The 19,318-nt window shown below is 34.1% G+C and carries 18 protein-coding genes; 9 read left to right on the forward strand and 9 right to left on the reverse strand.

Features of this window, described 5'->3' with window-relative positions; translation table 11 throughout:
- Positions 1–2: 2 nt before the first annotated feature.
- From rsmI to Q0910_RS22325, 3 genes are read right to left on the reverse strand one after another with little or no spacing between them, the layout of a single operon-like run.
- Positions 3–674 carry a 16S rRNA (cytidine(1402)-2'-O)-methyltransferase gene (rsmI, locus tag Q0910_RS22315; RefSeq protein WP_299221683.1) on the reverse strand — a complete coding sequence of 224 codons (672 nt, stop codon included), beginning with the start codon at positions 672–674 and terminating at the stop codon, positions 3–5.
- A 3-nt stretch (positions 675–677) separates the two neighbouring features.
- Entirely contained in the window at positions 678–1,025 is a 348-nt protein-coding gene (locus Q0910_RS22320; RefSeq protein WP_299221684.1) for a DoxX family protein, read from the reverse strand.
- Between the two features lie 60 nt (positions 1,026–1,085).
- The gene (locus Q0910_RS22325; RefSeq protein WP_299221687.1) at positions 1,086–1,886 is read right to left on the reverse strand and encodes a hypothetical protein; all 801 of its coding nucleotides are present in this window, start codon (positions 1,884–1,886) and stop codon (positions 1,086–1,088) included.
- Positions 1,887–2,056: 170 nt separating this feature from the next.
- Between Q0910_RS22325 and Q0910_RS22330 the strand changes: the two genes are divergently transcribed.
- From Q0910_RS22330 to Q0910_RS22345, 4 genes are all read left to right on the forward strand, one after another.
- Positions 2,057–2,704 (forward strand): thymidine kinase, encoded by a 648-nt coding sequence (locus Q0910_RS22330; protein ID WP_299221689.1) that lies wholly within the window; start codon positions 2,057–2,059, stop codon positions 2,702–2,704.
- On the forward strand, positions 2,697–3,809 hold the full coding sequence (gene alr / locus Q0910_RS22335; protein ID WP_299221692.1) for an alanine racemase: 1,113 nt from the start codon (positions 2,697–2,699) through the stop codon (positions 3,807–3,809). The genes Q0910_RS22330 and alr overlap by 8 nt, the downstream gene beginning before the upstream one ends.
- Positions 3,810–3,910: 101 nt before the next feature.
- The gene (gene mscL, locus Q0910_RS22340; RefSeq protein ID WP_299221695.1) at positions 3,911–4,330 is read left to right on the forward strand and encodes a large conductance mechanosensitive channel protein MscL; all 420 of its coding nucleotides are present in this window, start codon (positions 3,911–3,913) and stop codon (positions 4,328–4,330) included.
- Positions 4,331–4,566: 236 nt separating this feature from the next.
- The gene (locus Q0910_RS22345; protein WP_299221698.1) at positions 4,567–5,559 is read left to right on the forward strand and encodes an aspartate-semialdehyde dehydrogenase; all 993 of its coding nucleotides are present in this window, start codon (positions 4,567–4,569) and stop codon (positions 5,557–5,559) included.
- An 84-nt stretch (positions 5,560–5,643) separates the two neighbouring features.
- Here the strand turns inward: Q0910_RS22345 and Q0910_RS22350 are convergent, their stop codons facing one another.
- Positions 5,644–8,190 carry a M14 metallopeptidase family protein gene (locus tag Q0910_RS22350; RefSeq protein WP_299221702.1) on the reverse strand — a complete coding sequence of 849 codons (2,547 nt, stop codon included), beginning with the start codon at positions 8,188–8,190 and terminating at the stop codon, positions 5,644–5,646.
- Between the two features lie 141 nt (positions 8,191–8,331).
- On the opposite strand from Q0910_RS22350, the gene Q0910_RS22355 reads away from it, so the two are divergent.
- The 4 genes from Q0910_RS22355 to Q0910_RS22370 all read left to right on the forward strand — a co-directional run bounded on the left by Q0910_RS22355 (position 8,332) and on the right by Q0910_RS22370 (position 13,971).
- Positions 8,332–8,703 (forward strand): DoxX family membrane protein, encoded by a 372-nt coding sequence (locus tag Q0910_RS22355; RefSeq protein WP_299221705.1) that lies wholly within the window; start codon positions 8,332–8,334, stop codon positions 8,701–8,703.
- Between the two features lie 307 nt (positions 8,704–9,010).
- On the forward strand, positions 9,011–11,179 hold the full coding sequence (locus Q0910_RS22360; RefSeq protein WP_299221707.1) for a prolyl oligopeptidase family serine peptidase: 2,169 nt from the start codon (positions 9,011–9,013) through the stop codon (positions 11,177–11,179).
- Between the two features lie 79 nt (positions 11,180–11,258).
- Entirely contained in the window at positions 11,259–12,227 is a 969-nt protein-coding gene (locus Q0910_RS22365) for an ABC transporter ATP-binding protein (protein ID WP_299221710.1), read from the forward strand.
- A gap of 187 nt (positions 12,228–12,414) precedes the next feature.
- Complete coding sequence (locus Q0910_RS22370; protein WP_299221714.1) at positions 12,415–13,971, forward strand: Ig-like domain-containing protein; 1,557 nt, start codon at positions 12,415–12,417, stop codon at positions 13,969–13,971.
- A gap of 64 nt (positions 13,972–14,035) precedes the next feature.
- Here the strand turns inward: Q0910_RS22370 and Q0910_RS22375 are convergent, their stop codons facing one another.
- The 5 genes from Q0910_RS22375 to Q0910_RS22395 all read right to left on the reverse strand — a co-directional run bounded on the left by Q0910_RS22375 (position 14,036) and on the right by Q0910_RS22395 (position 18,238).
- Complete coding sequence (locus tag Q0910_RS22375; RefSeq protein WP_299221739.1) at positions 14,036–14,797, reverse strand: UDP-2,3-diacylglucosamine diphosphatase; 762 nt, start codon at positions 14,795–14,797, stop codon at positions 14,036–14,038.
- Positions 14,798–14,837: 40 nt separating this feature from the next.
- Positions 14,838–15,290, reverse strand: coding sequence for a 6-carboxytetrahydropterin synthase (locus Q0910_RS22380; RefSeq protein WP_299221717.1), 453 nt, complete (start codon positions 15,288–15,290; stop codon positions 14,838–14,840).
- A 138-nt stretch (positions 15,291–15,428) separates the two neighbouring features.
- Entirely contained in the window at positions 15,429–16,196 is a 768-nt protein-coding gene (locus Q0910_RS22385) for an enoyl-CoA hydratase/isomerase family protein (protein ID WP_299221719.1), read from the reverse strand.
- 213 nt (positions 16,197–16,409) lie between these two features.
- Complete coding sequence (locus Q0910_RS22390) at positions 16,410–17,741, reverse strand: MATE family efflux transporter (protein ID WP_299221722.1); 1,332 nt, start codon at positions 17,739–17,741, stop codon at positions 16,410–16,412.
- Positions 17,738–18,238, reverse strand: a complete 501-nt coding sequence (locus Q0910_RS22395; protein WP_299221725.1) for a GNAT family N-acetyltransferase — start codon at positions 18,236–18,238, stop codon at positions 17,738–17,740. Before Q0910_RS22395 ends, Q0910_RS22390 begins: the two co-directional genes overlap by 4 nt.
- 188 nt (positions 18,239–18,426) lie before the next feature.
- Here Q0910_RS22395 and Q0910_RS22400 point away from each other — a divergent pair, with 188 nt between their 5' ends.
- Entirely contained in the window at positions 18,427–19,233 is an 807-nt protein-coding gene (locus Q0910_RS22400; protein ID WP_299221728.1) for a universal stress protein, read from the forward strand.
- Positions 19,234–19,318: the final 85 nt, after the last annotated feature.

Below are 19,318 nucleotides of genomic sequence, written 5' to 3' on the forward strand. Positions count from 1 at the left end.
TGCTATTTTTTACCTCCAACTACAATAACTATCTCTCCTTTGGGAGGTTTATTTTCAAAATGAGACAGTACTTCTTTTGCAGTTCCTCGAACGGTTTCTTCGTGGAGTTTACTTAATTCTCTGGACACAGATACCAATCTTTCCGATCCAAAGTATTCTACAAAATTTCCTAATGTTTTTATAAGCTTATGCGGAGACTCGTAAAAGATCATGGTTCTGGTTTCTTCTGCTAATATTTTGAGTCGAGTTTGCCTTCCTTTTTTTACCGGAAGGAATCCTTCAAAAACAAACTTGTCGTTTGGCAAACCACTATTGACCAAAGCCGGCACAAATGCTGTTGCTCCAGGCAAACATTCCACTGCTATATTATTTTCGACACAAGCTCTGGTTAATAAAAATCCAGGATCACTAATAGCTGGTGTCCCTGCATCGCTAATCAAAGCAATCGTTTCGCCACTCTGTAATCTTCCGATAATGCGCTCTATCGTTTTATGTTCATTATGCATATGATGACTTTGCATGTGTGTCATGATTTCATAATGCTTTAACAATTTACCACTGGTACGGGTATCTTCTGCCAAAATCAGATCGACTTCTTTGAGTACTTTAATAGCTCTAAAAGTCATATCTTCCAGATTACCAATAGGAGTAGGAACTAAGTATAATTTAGACATGTATTAAGGTCTTACTTTTTTACCGGTTGCATATGATATGATCAGGAATATCAGCCCTAAAGTTGCAAATAATCCTTGTCCATCATCTTTTATATAATGAGCAGTATAGGCAAGTACCATATCAAAAAAGAAACCTGCATAGGCCCATTCTTTTAACCATTTTATTTTATTGGTAAGGATCACAATGATTCCTCCTATTTTCGCAATCGCCAGAGGTATAACCAAATAGGTTGGATACTCCAGGTTTTCAAAAAATCCTCTTACCATTTCGGTATTCCTAAAATACATCTGCGCAGAAAACAGCATAATTCCACACATTGCTATCGTAGCAATCCAGTAGATAATTTTCATATAAATCGTTGTTATTTTATTTCTTGAGGGCTTTAGTTATCAAAAAACGTTAATCCTTACTTAGAATTCATATTTATTGGTTACAATCTCCATAAAACGCTCTTCATATTCCTCTTTTCCTACCCAATTATTATAATCTGGTTTCACAATATTCTTAACAAACTGTCTCGCTCCACTTTTACTATTCAGTGTATTTAGTTGTGAAAGCACCCGGTTATAATCGGTAGAACTTCCATCAAACAAATGTTTTATAAAAGCCAAACGATCATTAAGTCCGATATTTATACCCTTTTTTAATTGGTCATTAAGTGATTTTGGTTTTTCATCTACATCATTGACCTTATCCAAAATAGGCATACTCTGTGGTACCGATCCTATCTCTTCTTTATCATTTTTTTCATATACTGGCTCTGATAATGAAACATTTTCTTCGGTAAATTTTGGAACAGGTACAAAAAGATCTTCAGTCACTTTCTCATTGATTTTTTCAATAATAATTTCAGGTTTTTGTTCTTCAAATTCCTCTATTGGTGGTTCAATCGTTTCGTTTCCGAGATTAAACATGGTTTCCGAAACTTCTTCTACTTCGGTTTTCTCATCAAGACTTATAATAGGTTTTGATTTTATCTTATCAATAGTTTCCTCTTGAATCTCTTGCGTATCTTGTTCTTCTAAAACATTTTTAATCTGTCCTATTGTGGGTTGTGTATCCGTGAAATGAGATTCCGCAAAATTTAGAATACTTATTTTTTCATATAGCTGTCTCACCTCTTCCTGTAATTGTGGTAAGGTAGATCTATCCCTAAGTTGTAATATCCTATGAGCAATGCTTATTAGTTCTGCTTCCAATTTCTTCTTCATAACTTTCTTATTCGTTTGGGCTATGCTTTTTGTTTTTTAATAAATTTACCTCATCTTTAGAGCAATACCAAATAATAAAGTGAAATGTAAGATTGTTTAATCTATAGTCTTAAATTTCAATTGGTATTAAAGGAGTAGGATTTCTTTTAATTGACGCTGAAAAATACAAAATGTTTCTCGAAAATACGGTAAATCATAAAGAGCAATTTGGGTGGATAGAAGTTATCTGTGGTTCGATGTTTTCGGGTAAGACCGAAGAATTGATCCGTAGACTGAAACGCGCACAGTTTGCTAAACAAAAAGTTGAAATTTTTAAACCAGCCATCGATGTGCGTTATGATGACGAAATGGTTGTTTCTCACGATGCTAATGAGATTCGTTCTACTCCGGTTCCAGCAGCAGCCAATATTAGAATTCTGGCAGATACTTGTGATGTGGTAGGCATTGACGAAGCACAATTTTTTGATGATGAAATTGTAAGTGTATGTAATGATTTGGCCAATAAGGGTATCCGCGTTATCGTTGCGGGATTAGATATGGATTTTAAAGGAAATCCTTTCGGACCGATGCCAGCACTTATGGCTACTGCAGAATATGTTACCAAAGTTCATGCGGTTTGCACACGAACTGGTAATCTTGCTCAGTTTAGTTTTCGAAAATCAAAAAAAGACGATCTGGTATTACTCGGAGAAACCGATGAATATGAACCCCTAAGTCGTGCCGCTTATTATAAAGCTTCTCTTAGAGAAAAAGTGAAAGAAATAGAGGTTACTGATCCTAAAGAATTATCTGAAAATTCTGAAAAATCTAATGAGTAGTGTAAAAGAAACCATTCTGGAAATTAACTTGGCTCACCTTACTCATAATTATAACTATTTAAGAAGTAAGCTCAAACCAGATGTTAAACTATTAGCTGTAGTAAAAGCTGCAGGGTATGGAAGTGATGCTATAGTTATGGCAAAGCACCTGGAAAGAATAGGAGCAGATTATTTTGCTGTCGCTTATGTTTCTGAAGGAATTGCATTAAGAGAAGCTGGAATCACAACTCCGATCCTGGTACTACATCCTCAACCCATAAATTTTTCGGCATTAATAAATTATCAACTAGAACCTAGTCTGTATAGTCCAAGAATTTTAAGGGAATTTGTAGCAATAGCTGAGGTTGAAAAACAAAAAGAATATCCCGTTCATATTAAGTTCAATACCGGATTAAACCGAATAGGGTTTTGGGAAAATGATGTAGACTATATTATTGATCATTTAAACAGCACTGAATCAGTTAAAATAAAATCGCTATTCTCTCATCTTGCAGCAAGCGAGGATCATAATGAAAAAGAGTTTACGCTAAACCAGATCAGCTCATTTAAGAAAACTGCTTCAGAAATGATTGCAAAATTGGGTTACGCGCCAATGCTACATCAATCTAACACTTCAGGAATACTAAACTATCCCGAAGCACATTTTGATATGGTACGCACAGGAATAGGCTTGTATGGATATGGTAACGAGGCAATTTATGATAAGGAATTAAAACCGGTAGCATCTTTAAAATCTATTATCTCCCAGATCCATATGTTAGAACCCGGAGAAACTCTGGGATACAACAGAGCTTTTAAAGCAGATGGTTTTATCAAAACTGCAACCATTCCAATCGGGCATGCGGATGGTATCGGAAGACAATACGGAAACAAAAAAGGTTTTGTAACTGTGCATGGTAAAAAGGCTTATATTATTGGTAATGTATGTATGGATATGATTATGATAGACATCACGGACATTGAGTGTAAAGAAGGAGATGAAGTAATTATTTTTGACAATACATCTTCTGCTGCTATAATCGCTGAAGGTGCCGGCACCATTTCTTATGAGCTTCTTACTGCAATTTCTCCAAGAGTAAAACGGGTTATTATCGATAATAATTGATTTTCATCGAAAAAAGAGTTTTTTGAAGTTTCGACAATTCTTAATTTGTCCCTTAATTTTTGTTAAATTAGTAGCATACTAATTATCTAAATATAATAAAAATGGGATTTTTTAAAGATTTTAAGTCTTTCTTATTAAAGGGAGATATCGTAGCATTAGCAACAGCTGTTGTTATTGGAGGTGCATTTAATAAAATTGTAGGCTCTGCAGTTGCGGACATTATCATGCCAATTGTTGGTGTTATTACAGGAGGAACTGATTTTACGCAAAAATTTATTGCTTTAGATGGTGGAGAATATGCTAATCTAGCAGCTGCAACTGAAGCCGGAGCAGCGGTTATGACGTATGGAAATCTCATTCAGGCAATTATCAACTTTATAATAGTAGGTCTTTTCATTTTTATTGTTCTAAAAGCCTATGAAAAATCTAAAAAGAAAGAGGAAGCAGCTGCTCCAGCTCCTCCAGCTGGTCCTACTCAAGAAGAGTTATTAGCTGAAATCAGAGATTTACTTAAAAAATAAAATCTCACATATCAAATGAATTATCTATAGCTACCGCTATACTACATCTTCTAACTAAACCGCTCTATAAACAGAGCGGTTCTTTTTTATGATATGTTAAATATATAACAAAATGTTTAAATTCATATAATTTCCGAAAAAATCATTCCCCTTATAGAAATAATCAGCACATTTGCTGGAATTTAAAAACAAAGACCGATTTTTGTATCATTAAAAGTCAATAATAAATAAAGCAGATGAAAGTAGCTGTTGTAGGTGCCACTGGATTAGTAGGTACTGTCATGTTAAAAGTACTAGAAGAACGTAATTTTCCGGTAACGGAATTAATTCCTGTAGCCTCAGAAAGATCTGTGGGTAAAAAAATATCCTATAAGAATCAAGAATTCACAGTAGTTGGATTGGCTACAGCTATAGAAATGCAACCGGATGTAGCATTGTTCTCTGCAGGAGGAAGCACTTCTCAGGAATGGGCTCCTAAATTTGCAGATGCCGGAATCACAGTGATCGATAATTCATCGGCTTGGAGAATGGATCCCACTAAAAAGTTGGTGGTACCAGAAATTAATGCAAAAGAGTTAACCAAAGAAGATAAAATCATTGCCAATCCTAATTGTTCAACCATACAATTGGTGATGGCATTAGGTCCTTTACATAAAAAATATGGAATCAGGCGTGCTGTCATTTCTACCTACCAATCTATTACTGGTACCGGAGTAAAAGCCGTACAACAGTTAGAGAATGAGTACGCAGGTGAAAAAGGAGAAATGGCATACCCATATCCAATCCATCGTAATGCTATTCCACATTGTGATGTATTCCAGGAAAATGGATATACTAAAGAAGAAATGAAGTTGGTTAATGAGACTCAAAAAATCCTTGATGATCGTACTATCGCTGTTACCGCTACAGCTATTCGAATTCCTGTTGTTGGAGGACATAGTGAGAGTGTAAACCTTGAATTCGATAATGAATTCCAGGAAAATGAAATTCGTCAGTTGTTAAATAACACTTCTGGAGTTACCGTACAGGATAATCCAGATACCAATACCTATCCTATGCCTATCTATGCAGAAGGAAAGAATGATGTTTTTGTAGGTAGAATCAGAAGAGATCACTCCAGAGAAAATGCTCTTAATATGTGGATTGTATCGGATAATCTTCGTAAAGGAGCAGCTACTAATGCTGTACAGATTGGAGAATACTTAGTAGAAAATAATTTAATCGGATAAATAACCAACCTTTATTATAAAAACCCTTGTTATCATAAAAGTATAACAAGGGTTTTTTCTTTATTCACATTTTATAAATTAGAATTACTCTCTCACTCTAGGAACATATATGTGCTTTCCTAAAAATAATGCATTCAGAAATAGCCGGTTAGTTCCGTACCACGAACCTCTAAAATTAGGGTTATCCGCAAAGAGAATTACTCTACCACTTCCTATAGCACTCACTAGCAGTGAGGCTGATGGTTTTAAATAATTCTCGTAATTATCACTAGATACATATCCATCAATATGAGCGTTTTCTGTATATTTTGCCACGGTAGCGTATGGGTTCTTACTAGGAGCTATAAATACCTCATTATTCTTGTAAACCGGCAATGAATTATCTCGATATCCAAAACCTAATGGATGGGTAATGTCCAAATCTACTTCGAAAATCACTCCTCCAACACGTTCTCGTCCGATATTTTCACCTGCATCGACATACGGTAATCGCTTCACAACTTTATTCTTTGTAGTGTCCTTTTCTTTTTTAATAAGGTTCTCTTTCACTATTTTCTTATCAATGACCCATTTCGAAGCATTTGCAATGGTAACCAGTGTATTTCCGTGAGACACCCATTCTTTTATTTTTTTCTGTTGAAGAGAATCTAACTGTTGATATCTTCCAGACACCATCACTAAGGTGTTATATTCTTTTAAAGGAGCTCTATTAAACATGCTCATTCTTAACTTGGTTATTGGCATATGAACTCGGGTATCCAACAAATGCCAAACCTCTCCTGCTTCATAAGAATTTATTCCATCACCAATCAATAATAGTGCTTTGGGAGTATCCAGCTTTCTAAAATTACCACTTCCTAAATCAATTCCTGATGTACTAAAACCAGTATTTGTACTAAAAATAGGGACATTAAACTTTTCTTGTACTTCTTTAACTATTGTAAATACTTCGTCACTATTTTTTTTCTGCTTGCTTACCGGAATCAAAACACTTCCGTAGTTAAAGCTTTTGTTTCCATTAGAGGTTATGATACTAAATGGTTTAAAGGCTGATGCTACAAGTAATCCCTTGGATTGCATATAATATAGTGCAGCTGGAGCGTTATAGTCATCCCAGTCTATGATATACGCATAATCAGATTTTGAAACCTTTGAAATATCAACTATTCCTTCGGTAGAAATTACTTCTTCTCCTAAGTTTATAGATTTTAATCCTTTATATTTCAAGTTATAAAAATTGGCAACACTCCAGGCTGAAGCATCATAAAATACACTATCTCGATACTTATTATAGGTTTCAAAAATGGTCTGTACCATTCGTTTTTGTGGTTGTTTTACCGGTACAACATACCGATCTCCTTTTTTATATACCTTAATTTTATGAAGCAATAATTTATCAATAAAGGCTTTATTTCTATTCTGGTCATACGCATCTCCAAACTCGTAACCTGCTACGTTGTTGTTTACCGCATTAGTCACTGCAGATTTAAAAAAGTTTTGTTGATACTTGCGGAGTGTTCCCTTATTTTCGACAGCGGCTTTTATAGTAGCTATGCTCGAAACATACTGATTTCTAATTGTAAAAGGAAATGAGATTGTTCCATAATCTGTATCCTGCAAATGCCCTCTGGAACTAGCTTGTTCAAATAATAAGGCCAATGCTCCCTGTAAATCAGGATAGGAAGATCCGTAACCCGGATATGTCCCATCAAAGGCTTCCTTTGTAAAATAAAAAGATCCTATATTATCTAAAGCACTAGAAAAATAGGGCGCAAATAGATTATTTAAATCTTCATAATTCTCTTTGGGCATAATAGGATCTTGTGAGCCAATGGGTTTCATCGGTTCAAAAAAGTATGTGCTATTCGTTCCCATTTCGTGAAAATCCGTTACCACATTTGGATACCATTCGTGATACCACGTTAATTTCCCACGACTTTCTGGATTGATCCCAAGTAACCAATCTCGATTAAGATCAAACCAGTAATGATTCGTTCGGCCACGAGGCCATCCTTCATTATGTTCAGCATCATAAGGATCACTTACCAATGGATTTCCTTTGAATTGATTAGCCCATTGGGTATGTCTCTCACGTCCATCTGGATTAATCGTAGGATCAATAAATACAACCGCATTATCCAGATATGTTTTTATTTCCGAGCTGTTAGAAGCGACTAAGGTATAAGCTGTTAACATGGCCGCTTCAGAACTGGAAGGTTCATTGCCGTGAACATTATACCCTAATTGAACAAAAATCGGCACATCATTGTAGTTTGTAGGAGTAATAGAAGTTTTGGTAAATGCTAAATGCTGCTCTTTGAGCTTTGGTAGATTATTTAGATTATCCGGTGTAGAAACCGTTAATATGACTAATTTTCTATTCTCATGAGTTTTTCCATAGCTTTTAATAGATGCTCTTTCTGATAATTCTGCAAGCTTTGTAAGATATCCCACAATTTGATCATGACGTGTATGTTGTTCACCTATTGGATACCCCAGAAATTCTTCGGGTGTGGGAATTTCTGAAGCAAAAGGAGCTTTGTCTTTTAAAAAATAATCTTGTCCAATAACAGCAGTCGTACATAGCAAAGAAATAAAAGAAGTGAGTTTTAGAAAATGTGTCAGCCTCATTATTTATGGTATTAAAATTACTTCAATTAGTTAGTTTTCAATAGGTGAAGATATTTTTTTAACTCCGGTTTTTAATAACATTTGTAAGGTTTTTAACATTTGCTCCTCTAATACATCACTTAACTATAAAAAAATAAAACAATGAATACTAAATTAATATTAGCCTTAAGAATCTTATTAGGAATCTTATTAATCGTTTTTGGAAGTAATAAGTTTATCGGTTTTTTACCTGATTTCGAATTTGCTAATCCAGAGGCAGGAGTTTTTTTTGGAGCATTAGCAGGTAGTTATATCCTTAAAACCGTTGGATTAATCGAAGTAATCGTCGGACTTTTATTGGTAAGCAACAAAGCAGTGCCCTTTGGATTAGTATTAATGGCTCCTATTTCTGTAAACATAATTCTCTTTCACACTACTCTTGATCTTGCAAACATAGGGCCCGGAGCGTTTGTTTTTCTGGTAAATGCATTCTTAATTTATGCAAATTGGAATACTTTCAAAAACTTATTTTAACAGGTTACTCCTATAATTTTACTGGTATAAAAGTAAAATTTTTCGTTTCTTAGAGGACGGAAAATTCCGACTGCTCTGCATAAACGATCAACAGGGTTGCTAAACCCCAAAGCAACACTATAAATGTGTAATAACCATATGATCGTTGTTAGAGCAGTCTTTTTTTATACTTTCTTTAGCATATTTCAGTTAGGACTTTTAATAGATTTGTGAGTTAACTCGCTACAGGTATTAAAAAAAACAAGTTGAATTACTTATGAAATAAATAATGTACAGTTAATTATTATACTTCAAAATTTAACTCATCATGAAAAAATCACTTTTAATACTATTTTTGATCTCATCTATCATAGGATGTAAAAAAGAAACGAAAATAGAAACTGCTAAAACTATTATTCCATTGAATTACCCTGAAACTAAAAAAGTAGATACTGTAGATACTTATTTTGATACTAAGGTCACAGATCCTTATCGCTGGTTAGAAGATGATCGCAGCGAGGAAACAGAAAACTGGGTTGCTTCACAAAACAAAGTGACATTTGGGTATCTGGATAGTATACCATTTAGAGATCAACTAAAAAAACGATTATCTAGCTTATGGAACTACGAAAAAGTTGGAGCACCTTTTAAAGAAGGTGACTATACCTATTTTTATAAAAACGACGGATTACAAAATCAATATGTAATTTATAGATTTAAAAATGAAGGTGATGAACCAGAAATATTTTTAGACCCAAATACTTTTAGTGAAGATGGAACAACTTCTCTTGGAGGATTGAGTTTTTCTAAAAATGGAAAACTTCTAGCCTATTCAATTTCTGAAGGTGGTAGTGATTGGAGAAAAATAATCATTAAAAATTCAGAAACCAAAGAAATTATAGAAGACACATTGGTGGATATTAAGTTTTCTGGCATGTCCTGGAAAGGAAATGAAGGTTTCTACTATTCTAGCTATGATAAACCCAAAGGAAGCGAACTATCTGCTAAAACAGACCAGCATAAAGTGTATTATCATAAACTGGGAACTCCTCAAAAGGATGACACATTAGTTTTTGGAGGTACGCCAGAGGAAAAACACAGATATACCAGTGGTCGTGTAACTGAGGACGACCGATATCTCGTTATTACAGCTAGTACTTCTACCTCGGGAAATAAGTTATTCATTAAAGATTTAACTAAACCAAATAGTAAATTAGTTACTATTTTAGACACAACAGAAAGTGATACCTATGTAATCGAAAATGTAGATTCTAAACTATACCTTGTTACTAATCTAGATGCTCCGAATCAAAAAATTATAACCGTAGATGCGGCTAATCCGACACCCGAAAACTGGAAAGATTTTATTCCGGAAACTGAAAATGTTTTAAGTCCAAATACAGGTGGCGGTTATTTCTTTGCAGAATATATGGTAGATGCTGTATCCAAAGTATTGCAATATGATTACGATGGAAAACTGGTACGTGATGTAGAATTACCAGGAGTAGGAAGCGTAGGAGGTTTTGGAACCAAAAAAGAAGAAAAAGAATTATACTATTCATTTACAAATTACAAAACTCCAGGAAGTATCTATAAATATAACATTGTAGAAGGTACTTCAGAATTATACCGTAAGCCTAAAATCGACTTTAACCCGGAAGATTACGAAAGTAAACAAGTTTTCTACAACTCTAAGGATGGTACTAAAGTCCCAATGATTATTACGTATAAAAAAGGAATAGAACTTACCGGTAAAAACCCTACTATATTGTACGGATATGGTGGGTTTGATATTAGCTTGACTCCAAACTTTAGCATTGCTAATGCCGTATGGATGGAACAAGGTGGTATCTTCGCCGTTCCTAATCTAAGAGGTGGCGGCGAATATGGTAAAAAATGGCACGATGCAGGAACCAAAATGCAAAAACAAAATGTATTTGATGACTTTATTGCTGCTGCTGAATATTTAATAGAAAATAAATACACTTCCAGTGAATATTTAGCCATTAGAGGAGGGTCCAATGGTGGATTGTTAGTAGGAGCTACAATGACACAGCGTCCTGATTTAATGAAAGTAGCACTACCTGCGGTTGGTGTTTTGGATATGTTACGCTATCATACCTTCACAGCTGGTGCAGGATGGGCATATGATTATGGAACTGCACAAGATGATAAACAAATGTTTGAATACCTAAAAGGATATTCTCCGGTACATAACGTAAAAGAAGGTGTAAAATATCCGGCTACACTGGTTACTACTGGAGATCATGATGATCGTGTTGTACCTGCACACTCCTTTAAATTTGCAGCAGAATTGCAGGCAAAACAAAAAGGAACTAATCCTACATTGATAAGAATAGAGACTAATGCTGGTCACGGAGCAGGTACACCTGTTAAAAAGACAATTGAACAGTATGCAGATATTTTTAGCTTTACGTTATTCAATATGGGATATGAAGTCTTACCAGAACAAGTAAATGATGAGATAAAAGGATAATTGTTTTATTATTAAAATTAAAAGATCCGTTTTCTGAAAAGAGACGGATTTTTTTGTTGAAGTTATTTATATTTGAAATATGCTTACAGTTCAAAATGTTTCCTTCGCTTATGATACCGCTCCGGTTTTAAAAAACATCAATTTTACTATTGAAAAAGGGCAACATATTGCACTCATTGGAGCTAGTGGTTGCGGAAAAAGTACCTTGCTAAAAATCATTTATGGGCTTTTGGATGTTGCTCATGGAACGCTATTTTGGGATGATCAAAAGATATTAGGACCAGCACATAATTTAGTTCCCGGACAAGAAAACATGAAATATCTTTCTCAAGGATTTGAACTGCAGTCCTATAGAACTGTCGCAGAAAATATTGGTCAATATCTATCTAATTTTGAACCGGAACTGAAACTTGGTCGTGTCAATGAACTTCTGGAAATAGTAGAAATGACTCCATTTGCCGATATTAAAATTGAAAACCTAAGTGGAGGTCAAAAACAAAGAGTTGCTCTGGCAAAAGCGCTTGCAAAAAGACCAGAGTTATTATTGTTAGATGAACCTTTTGGAAATATTGATAATTTCAGGCGAAGTTCTTTACGTAGAAATCTATTTGCCTACTTAAAAAGAAATAAGATTACTAGTATTACTGCAACTCACGATAAAACAGATATATTATCTTTTGCTGAAGAAACTATTGTAATTCATAAAGGAGAGATTGTTACCAAAGGAAATACTCATAGCATATATCAAAATCCTGATAACTATTATATCGCATCACTTTTTGGTGAAGTAAACGAATTACCGATTTCTACTATTATACCAGGTTCTGACAATGATAACACAATTCTCTTATATCCGCATGAATTAAAATTAGTAGAAGATTCCAATCTAAAAGCACGAGTAAAGAAATCTTATTTTAATGGGAATCATTTTCTGATTGAAGCTATTTTTAATAATCAGGTAATCTTTATAGAACATCCGAATTCCGTAGAAGATTCTAAAGAAATAGGAATACATGTTTCTAAAGAAATTATTGCTTCAAGAAGTTAATATAATATCATTTCTAGGAGAATAAACTATCACTTTTAGAAATCTATTTTACCTGTTTATACGAAAGCTCATTCATCCTTTACGGATTCTATTTCTTATTCTTCGGATTCACTTTATTAAAATACTTTTGTAGTTTGTAGATTCAATAAACCTCATTAATGAATACTAACTTTTAAAACCAACAACTATGAAACGTAAATTATTTATTTTAAACATTTTAGCAGTTTTCTTTACTGCTAACTTAATGCTCGCACAGCAATCGAACGCGCAACAACAAAGTCCAACCGATAATGCTGTAGCCAATGTCCCAGATACAGGTTGCACTGGTCAGGATACTTTTGACCAAGGTGTGAGAATTGTTCCTAATGCAAATTCGTGGAAGGATAGCTATCAGGCAAATGGCTTTTGTTTCTGTAAATCTTCTTTTGATCACGGTGTTGGTAATTTCAAAATCGATATCAATGGACAAGGGAGAAATATTAAAGATATTTGTGATGAGCTTAAAAAACATCCTAGTTATAGGGATCTAGCAAATGGAGATCCCAGATATAATACGATACAATGTGGTAACGAGCCTGGACATGACGACGCCATTACTATACAAGGTAAGAGAATTAAAGATGAAAAAGTATGTCCTGGTCGTGTAGACCAAGGTAGTCAAGGGTGCCAATGTAAAGGACCTAAATTCGATATGAACTGGTTAAGTTCCAGACCTCGATTTGGCGGCAACGGAGGTGGAGACAATACTGGTCCTAACATTTCATTTACCACTCCTTCTAATAATGCCACTTTTTCAGCGCCTGCAACTATAGAAGCTATCGTTAACGCAACTGATAATGATGGTGTTAGTAACGTACGCTTATATCTTAATAATTCTCTTATAAGACAAGAAAATGTTAGCCCATATACTTGGAATAACAACAATCAGGATAACGCCTTAAAGAATCTTGGAGAAGGAAATTACACATTAAAAGCAGAAGCTACAGATAACAAAGGAGCAAAAACAACAAAAACTATTTCCTTTTCTGTAGGTAATGGAGATGGTGGAGGAACCAATGATTTTGTAACAATATTAGGACAAAGTATTAATAAATATGTAAGCTCTGAAGGTGGTACCAGAACGATGCGAGCTAATCGAAATTCTGCTGGAACGGACGAACAATTTATTGTTGAATCAGCAGGAAACGGAACAGTAAGTTTTAAAGGCAGCAATGGTAAATATGTGGCTTCTGAAAATGGTACTAAACCAATGAACTGTAATAGAAATGCTGTAGGATCTTGGGAAAAATTTACCTTAGAATCTCTGGGAGGTGATCTTTATGCTATTAAAGGAAATAATGGTAAGTATGTAAGTCATGAAAATGGTACTAAAGCTATCAACTGTAATAGAGACGCTGTTGGGCTTTGGGAAAAATTTATTATTAAAGGTTTAAACACAAACAGGTTAAATGAATTAGTTAAAGGAACTACAGAACCTTATTCGATTAGTGTATACCCAATTCCAATGACCTCTGATGATATTAACCTAACGATCTCATTACCTAAAAAAGTAGCATATTCTTCTATTGAAATTATAGATCTCAAAGGAAATAGTATTGCAAAAAAGAATACGGGTGCTATGGAATCAGGGACCAAATCTATTTCATTAAATGAAATGAAACAAAGTATGCTTTCCAGTGGACTTTATATTATAAAGGTACGATTAGATGGTACTATAATAACTAAAAAAATAACAAAGCAATAATTCATTAGCTAAATTTTCCAATCTAAGCGGATGATCAAAAAAATGATCATTCGCTTTCTTTTTATTATTCGTTTGTATATCGCTCCAATTTCATTTCAGTACCATCAAAAACAGCATAGGTGTAATGCACTATCCAATCTCCAAGATTGGTATATCTCGATTTTGAACTTAGTTCAATCTCCATAGGAAGGTGTCTATGTCCAAAAACAAAGTAATCTGTATGTTTAGCCTCTAGCTTTCGCTTACAATATTGCACCAGCCATTCGTTATCTTCACCAAGAAAAGTAACATCTTCATCTCCTGAGATTAGTTTATTTTTTACAGAAAGATATTGCGCTAATTTCACTCCTAAATCTGGATGTAACCATCTAAAAAACCATTTAGCAACAGGATTGGTAAACACTTTTTTCATGCGTTTGTACCCTTTGTCTCCTGGTCCTAAACCATCTCCATGACCAATAAGAAATGTCGTCTTGTTAAAAGTAAATTCTTGAGGTTTATGAAATACTGGGATGTTCAATTCTTCTTCAAAATAACCATTCATCCAAAGATCATGATTCCCAACAAAATAGTACACAGGAATCCCAGCATCAGTAATCTCTGCTAGTTTCCCTAATGTTCTCGTAAATCCTTTAGGAACCACCGTTTTATATTCAAACCAAAAGTCGAAAAGATCACCTAATAAAAAAATTGCAGCGGCATCTTTTTTAACCTCATCTAACCAGCTTACAAACTTTTGCTCTCTTGGAAAACTCTTCTCCGTTGTCGGAGCTCCTAAGTGATTATCAGATGCAAAATATATCTTTTTACCTTCTGGAAGATTTATAAGTTTCATGTACGTTATTAGATGATAAAAATATTTATTATTAATCGTTATCAGATGCATACCACTCTGCAAAAGAAGTTTCGGTTTCCTGAAGCTTTAGGGAATGTAATAGTATATTCTCTGGAAGCCTGGCCTTAATTTTTTTAGCAAAATCAATCACCATATTTTCACTTGTAGGTTGATAATCTACCAAAATAACATTGTGCCCTCTTTTTTCTAATTCTCTAGCTAACTCTATATGTGGTGTGTTTTTATTGAAAACAGTTGCGTGATCAAACACATCTTCTATGTCTTCTTTTACAATCTTCTTAAGGTCTCCAAAATCGATAACCATTCCCAATTTTACATGAGACGTATCGGTGATAGGACTTCCGATAACCGTAACACTTAATTTATAACTATGTCCATGAACATTTTTACACTTACCATCATAACCATATAATGCGTGACCGGTTTCAAAAGAAAATTGTTTGGTAATTCTGATCTTACTCATTTGTCGCTTTGTAACTTTCTGCAAAGTTAATGAACATTATCTTCTCTTTCTTTTATTATAAAAGTAAACTACTACCAATACAATTCCCAAGATCAAGAATAATCCATTACCTCCTAAAAAATTGAGTACATCCATATTTTATTTTTTGAATTTTTTTAATGCATCTTTGGTAAATTTTGACAATACTAATTCTCCTGATACCTCAGCTCTCTCAATCAATAATTCATCCCAATGATCTGTTCCTTTCCAATTTACTTCTTTCATTGCCTGTATTGCCTGTGGGTTATAGCTTGCTAATTTCTCCGCAAACAATTGAACTTCCTTATCTAATTCAGCAATGGTTTCAAATACTCTGGTAAATACTCCTTTTTCTTTTGCCCAATAGGCATTTTTCCATTGTGACGCATCCCAAGCCAATGCTTCGAACGCTGCTAATCCTATTTTTCGGGATACCGCTGGCTCAATAACAAATGGTCCAATCCCAATGGTCAATTCGCTTAATTTAATTGATGCAGCTTCTGTAGCCATACAATAATCACAAGCAGAGGCTAATCCAACTCCACCACCTACAGTTTTTCCTTGTATTCTACCAATAATTGGTTGCTTACATTTTCGCATTGCGTTTATTACATTAGCAAACCCTGAAAAGAATTTTTTTCCTTCTTCTAGATTAGTAATCGAAACTAATTCATCAAAAGAAGCTCCTGCGCAAAATGCTTTTTCTCCTTCTGATTTTAAAATAATAACATGAATCGAAGCGTCATTCGACAAAGTATTAATAGCATTTGTCAATCTCTCTAATAGCTGAGCTGGGAAAGAATTACTTGATGGATGTCCAAACTCTACAGTGGCAATATGATTTTCTGTGTGCGTATATAAACTTCCATTGGTACGTGTAGTAGTCATTATGCTAGATTTTTGATAAAAATAGATAATATTTTAGATTCTTATACTAAGTCCCATACCATAATATAAACCCGTATTTCCACGTATTTATATTTTCCATTTTATAAATTACATTTGGTTTATGGAAAAAAAGTATTTGGGAAAATTCAGATTAGCAGCTGTACTTATTTGTCTATATGTAGTTATAGTAATGGCTATTTTAAAATTTGCGTTTTAAGTAGCTGCCAACAGATAATACTTATTTCTGAATTTTATTACTAATGCTAATCCTCTGATCAACATCCAAACAGTAATTGCGATCCATATTCCATGGAGTTTCCAATCAAAATATCTTGCAATTAATAATGTAGGAAGAAAGCCAAGAAACGTAGATCCTAAAAGCACATTGCGCAAAAATCCAGTTTCTCCGAGTCCTTTAAATATCCCATCACCAACAAACGCCAACGCGTTTATCGGCAATGCAAGTATGACTAAATAGAAGAAACCAGTAAATATAGTTAGCACCTCTGGATCTTTAGTAAAAATCAAACCTAATTGTTCTAGCATCAAGAAAGAAAAACCTCCTAAAAGACACGCTACGATAATTCCATATATATTTACTTTCTTTGACATTACAACTAGGTTTTTATAGTCTTTAGCCCCTAATAATCGTCCACCTAAAATATTACCGGCTCCACCATATCCATCAATAAAAAAAGCAAAGAATAACCATAATTGTATAGCAATACTATGCGCTGCGATATAATTTGTTCCCAAGCTTGTTGCTTCACGTACGGCTAAAAGCAATGTCGTATTTAATGCCAAAGAACGAATAAAAAGATTTCCGCTCATCACTAAAAAACGTTTCATTTCAGGATGCCAAAGCTTTTCTAATCGTAGTGATACCTCTGTTTTTTTAAGCAATAAGATCAGTGATAAGACAGCCATTAGAACCTGTGAAAAAAGACTTGCCCATGCCGCACCTTCTAGATGCATCGGTTCCAAAATTCCTTTTATTCCGTATACCAAAGCAAAATCCAATATGACATTTGCTACTACTCCAATCAAAGCGATAATCATAGGCCAAAATGTGTTTTGCAGTCCTCTGAAAATTCCAAAAATAGCAAATACAAATAATGATAAAGGAAATCCCCATACGCGAATACTATAATATGAAATACAATATTCGAGCACCTGACCTTCAGCTTTTAGAAGTATAAAAATTTCTTTAATAAAGGGTACAGTAATAAGAAGAATTGTAATGCTTAGACCAATATTGAAAAGAATTGCTTGTGCAGGTAGTGTCTTTACTTCATCCAGTTTTCCTGCTCCTAAATATTGAGAAATGATCGCCGAGATAGCTGCACGAGTTTGCGCTAGTACCCATATCAGCATTGATAGAAATGATCCGACAATACCAACTGCAGCCAGAGATTCTGTCCCATTTACGGGGATATTGCCCACAATTGCAGTATCGGTTGCTGATAATACAGGTTCTGCAATTCCCGCAATTATAGCTGGTATTGCAAGTCGGTTTATATTTTTAAAGCTTATAACACTGTTCACAATACTAGTTCATAACAATAGAAAGGATGTTCGCTTTGTTTTGGGAAAAAAATATTTCCTAGCTTCTTATACCCTCTGGTTTCATAAAACTTTTGATTTCTTTTATTCTGACTAAAGGTATCTAAACGAATAGATTCATAACCTTTCTTTTCTGCAAAAATTTCTGCCCAGCTCATTAATTGTTGTGCATATCCCTTTCCCCAATAATCAGGATGTATTGCTAATCGATGAATATATAGATTGCTTTGATTTTTAGTCAGCCATTCGATCGGAATGTATTCATCATCCATTAATTCCGTAACTACAATAATACCTTTAATCAGGTTCTCTTCTTCCAGAACATACAATTCTTGTAGTTCTATATCTTTCTCAAAACGAGATCTGGTAGGGTAGTGTTCATTCCATTGATAAATTTCTCTAGCTATCATTGCCTTTGCGCAAGACTGCGTGAGCTTATGAATAGTATTCAAATCAGAAAGTATAGCTTTACGAATCATATATTTTTACAAATACCAAAAATACAAACTATTATTTTCCACAATGATATCTGAAGTATGCCTGAGCATTAATTTATATAAATTTTAAGAAAACAAAGATTATTAATCCCATTATGAACTATTAAAAAGTCTTATTTACTGGTCAAAAATTGTAATTTTGTATCCTTATACACAAATCAAGCTTAATAATGAAAAACATTCTTGTTCCTTTAGGTCTATCAGAAAATTCGGTTAGTATCGCTCGACTTCAATACGTCATTGATTTCGCAAAAGAAATAGGAGGGACAGTATATGCCGTGCAAGTTTTTAAAGAATTACCAAGATCAGGTAGTCTTCCTTCTGTAAACGAAACCCTGAAAGATATTTCAGTTACTACGATTGAAGAAAAATTCGCTCAAGTGGATAAAAAAGGAATAGATCTAATTGCGTTACCATTAGAAGGTGATTTATTAGAAGCCATCCCAGAATTCAACCTAAAACACTCTATTGATTTAATTGTTTTGGGTGCAGAAAGTGATAATATCAAAAATCCTTATTTTCTTGGCGAAACCTCTGGAAGTTTGGTGAAAAAGACTGAAATACCGGTGTTGATAATTCCAGAAAATTATGCTTTTAAGCCGATATCAAAAGTTTTAATGGCTATCAAATCAGGGATTATTAAAAAACAAAATACGCTGAATCCTATAAAAGAAATTTTAAGTACTTTTAATTCAGAAATAAAGTTACTTCAGGTAAAGACAAAAGATTTTTTACAAGAGGATGTAGAGTTCCAAAAAGATTTAGCAGAAATTATAACGTCCTATAAATCTTCAGAAAATGCGACTTTATTTCAGGGAGTTTTAGAACATCTTAATGAAAATAATCCAGATTTGTTATGTGTTTTTAGACGTAGAAGAGGTTTTTTTGCCAAACTATGGGAAGAGAATACTATATTGAAAAAAGATTTTGAAAGTAGAATTCCTTTATTAATCCTTAAGGGTGCTCTGCGTGATTAATCAATACTTATGGGGATGTAGCTTCCTCCTTCGCTACGCTGCGGCGGACAGGCGCTTCGCTACATCACCGCAGGAAATATGGGGA

This window comes from uncultured Aquimarina sp., from assembly GCF_947495315.1.
In the GTDB taxonomy this organism is placed as follows: Bacteria; Bacteroidota; Bacteroidia; order Flavobacteriales; family Flavobacteriaceae; genus Aquimarina.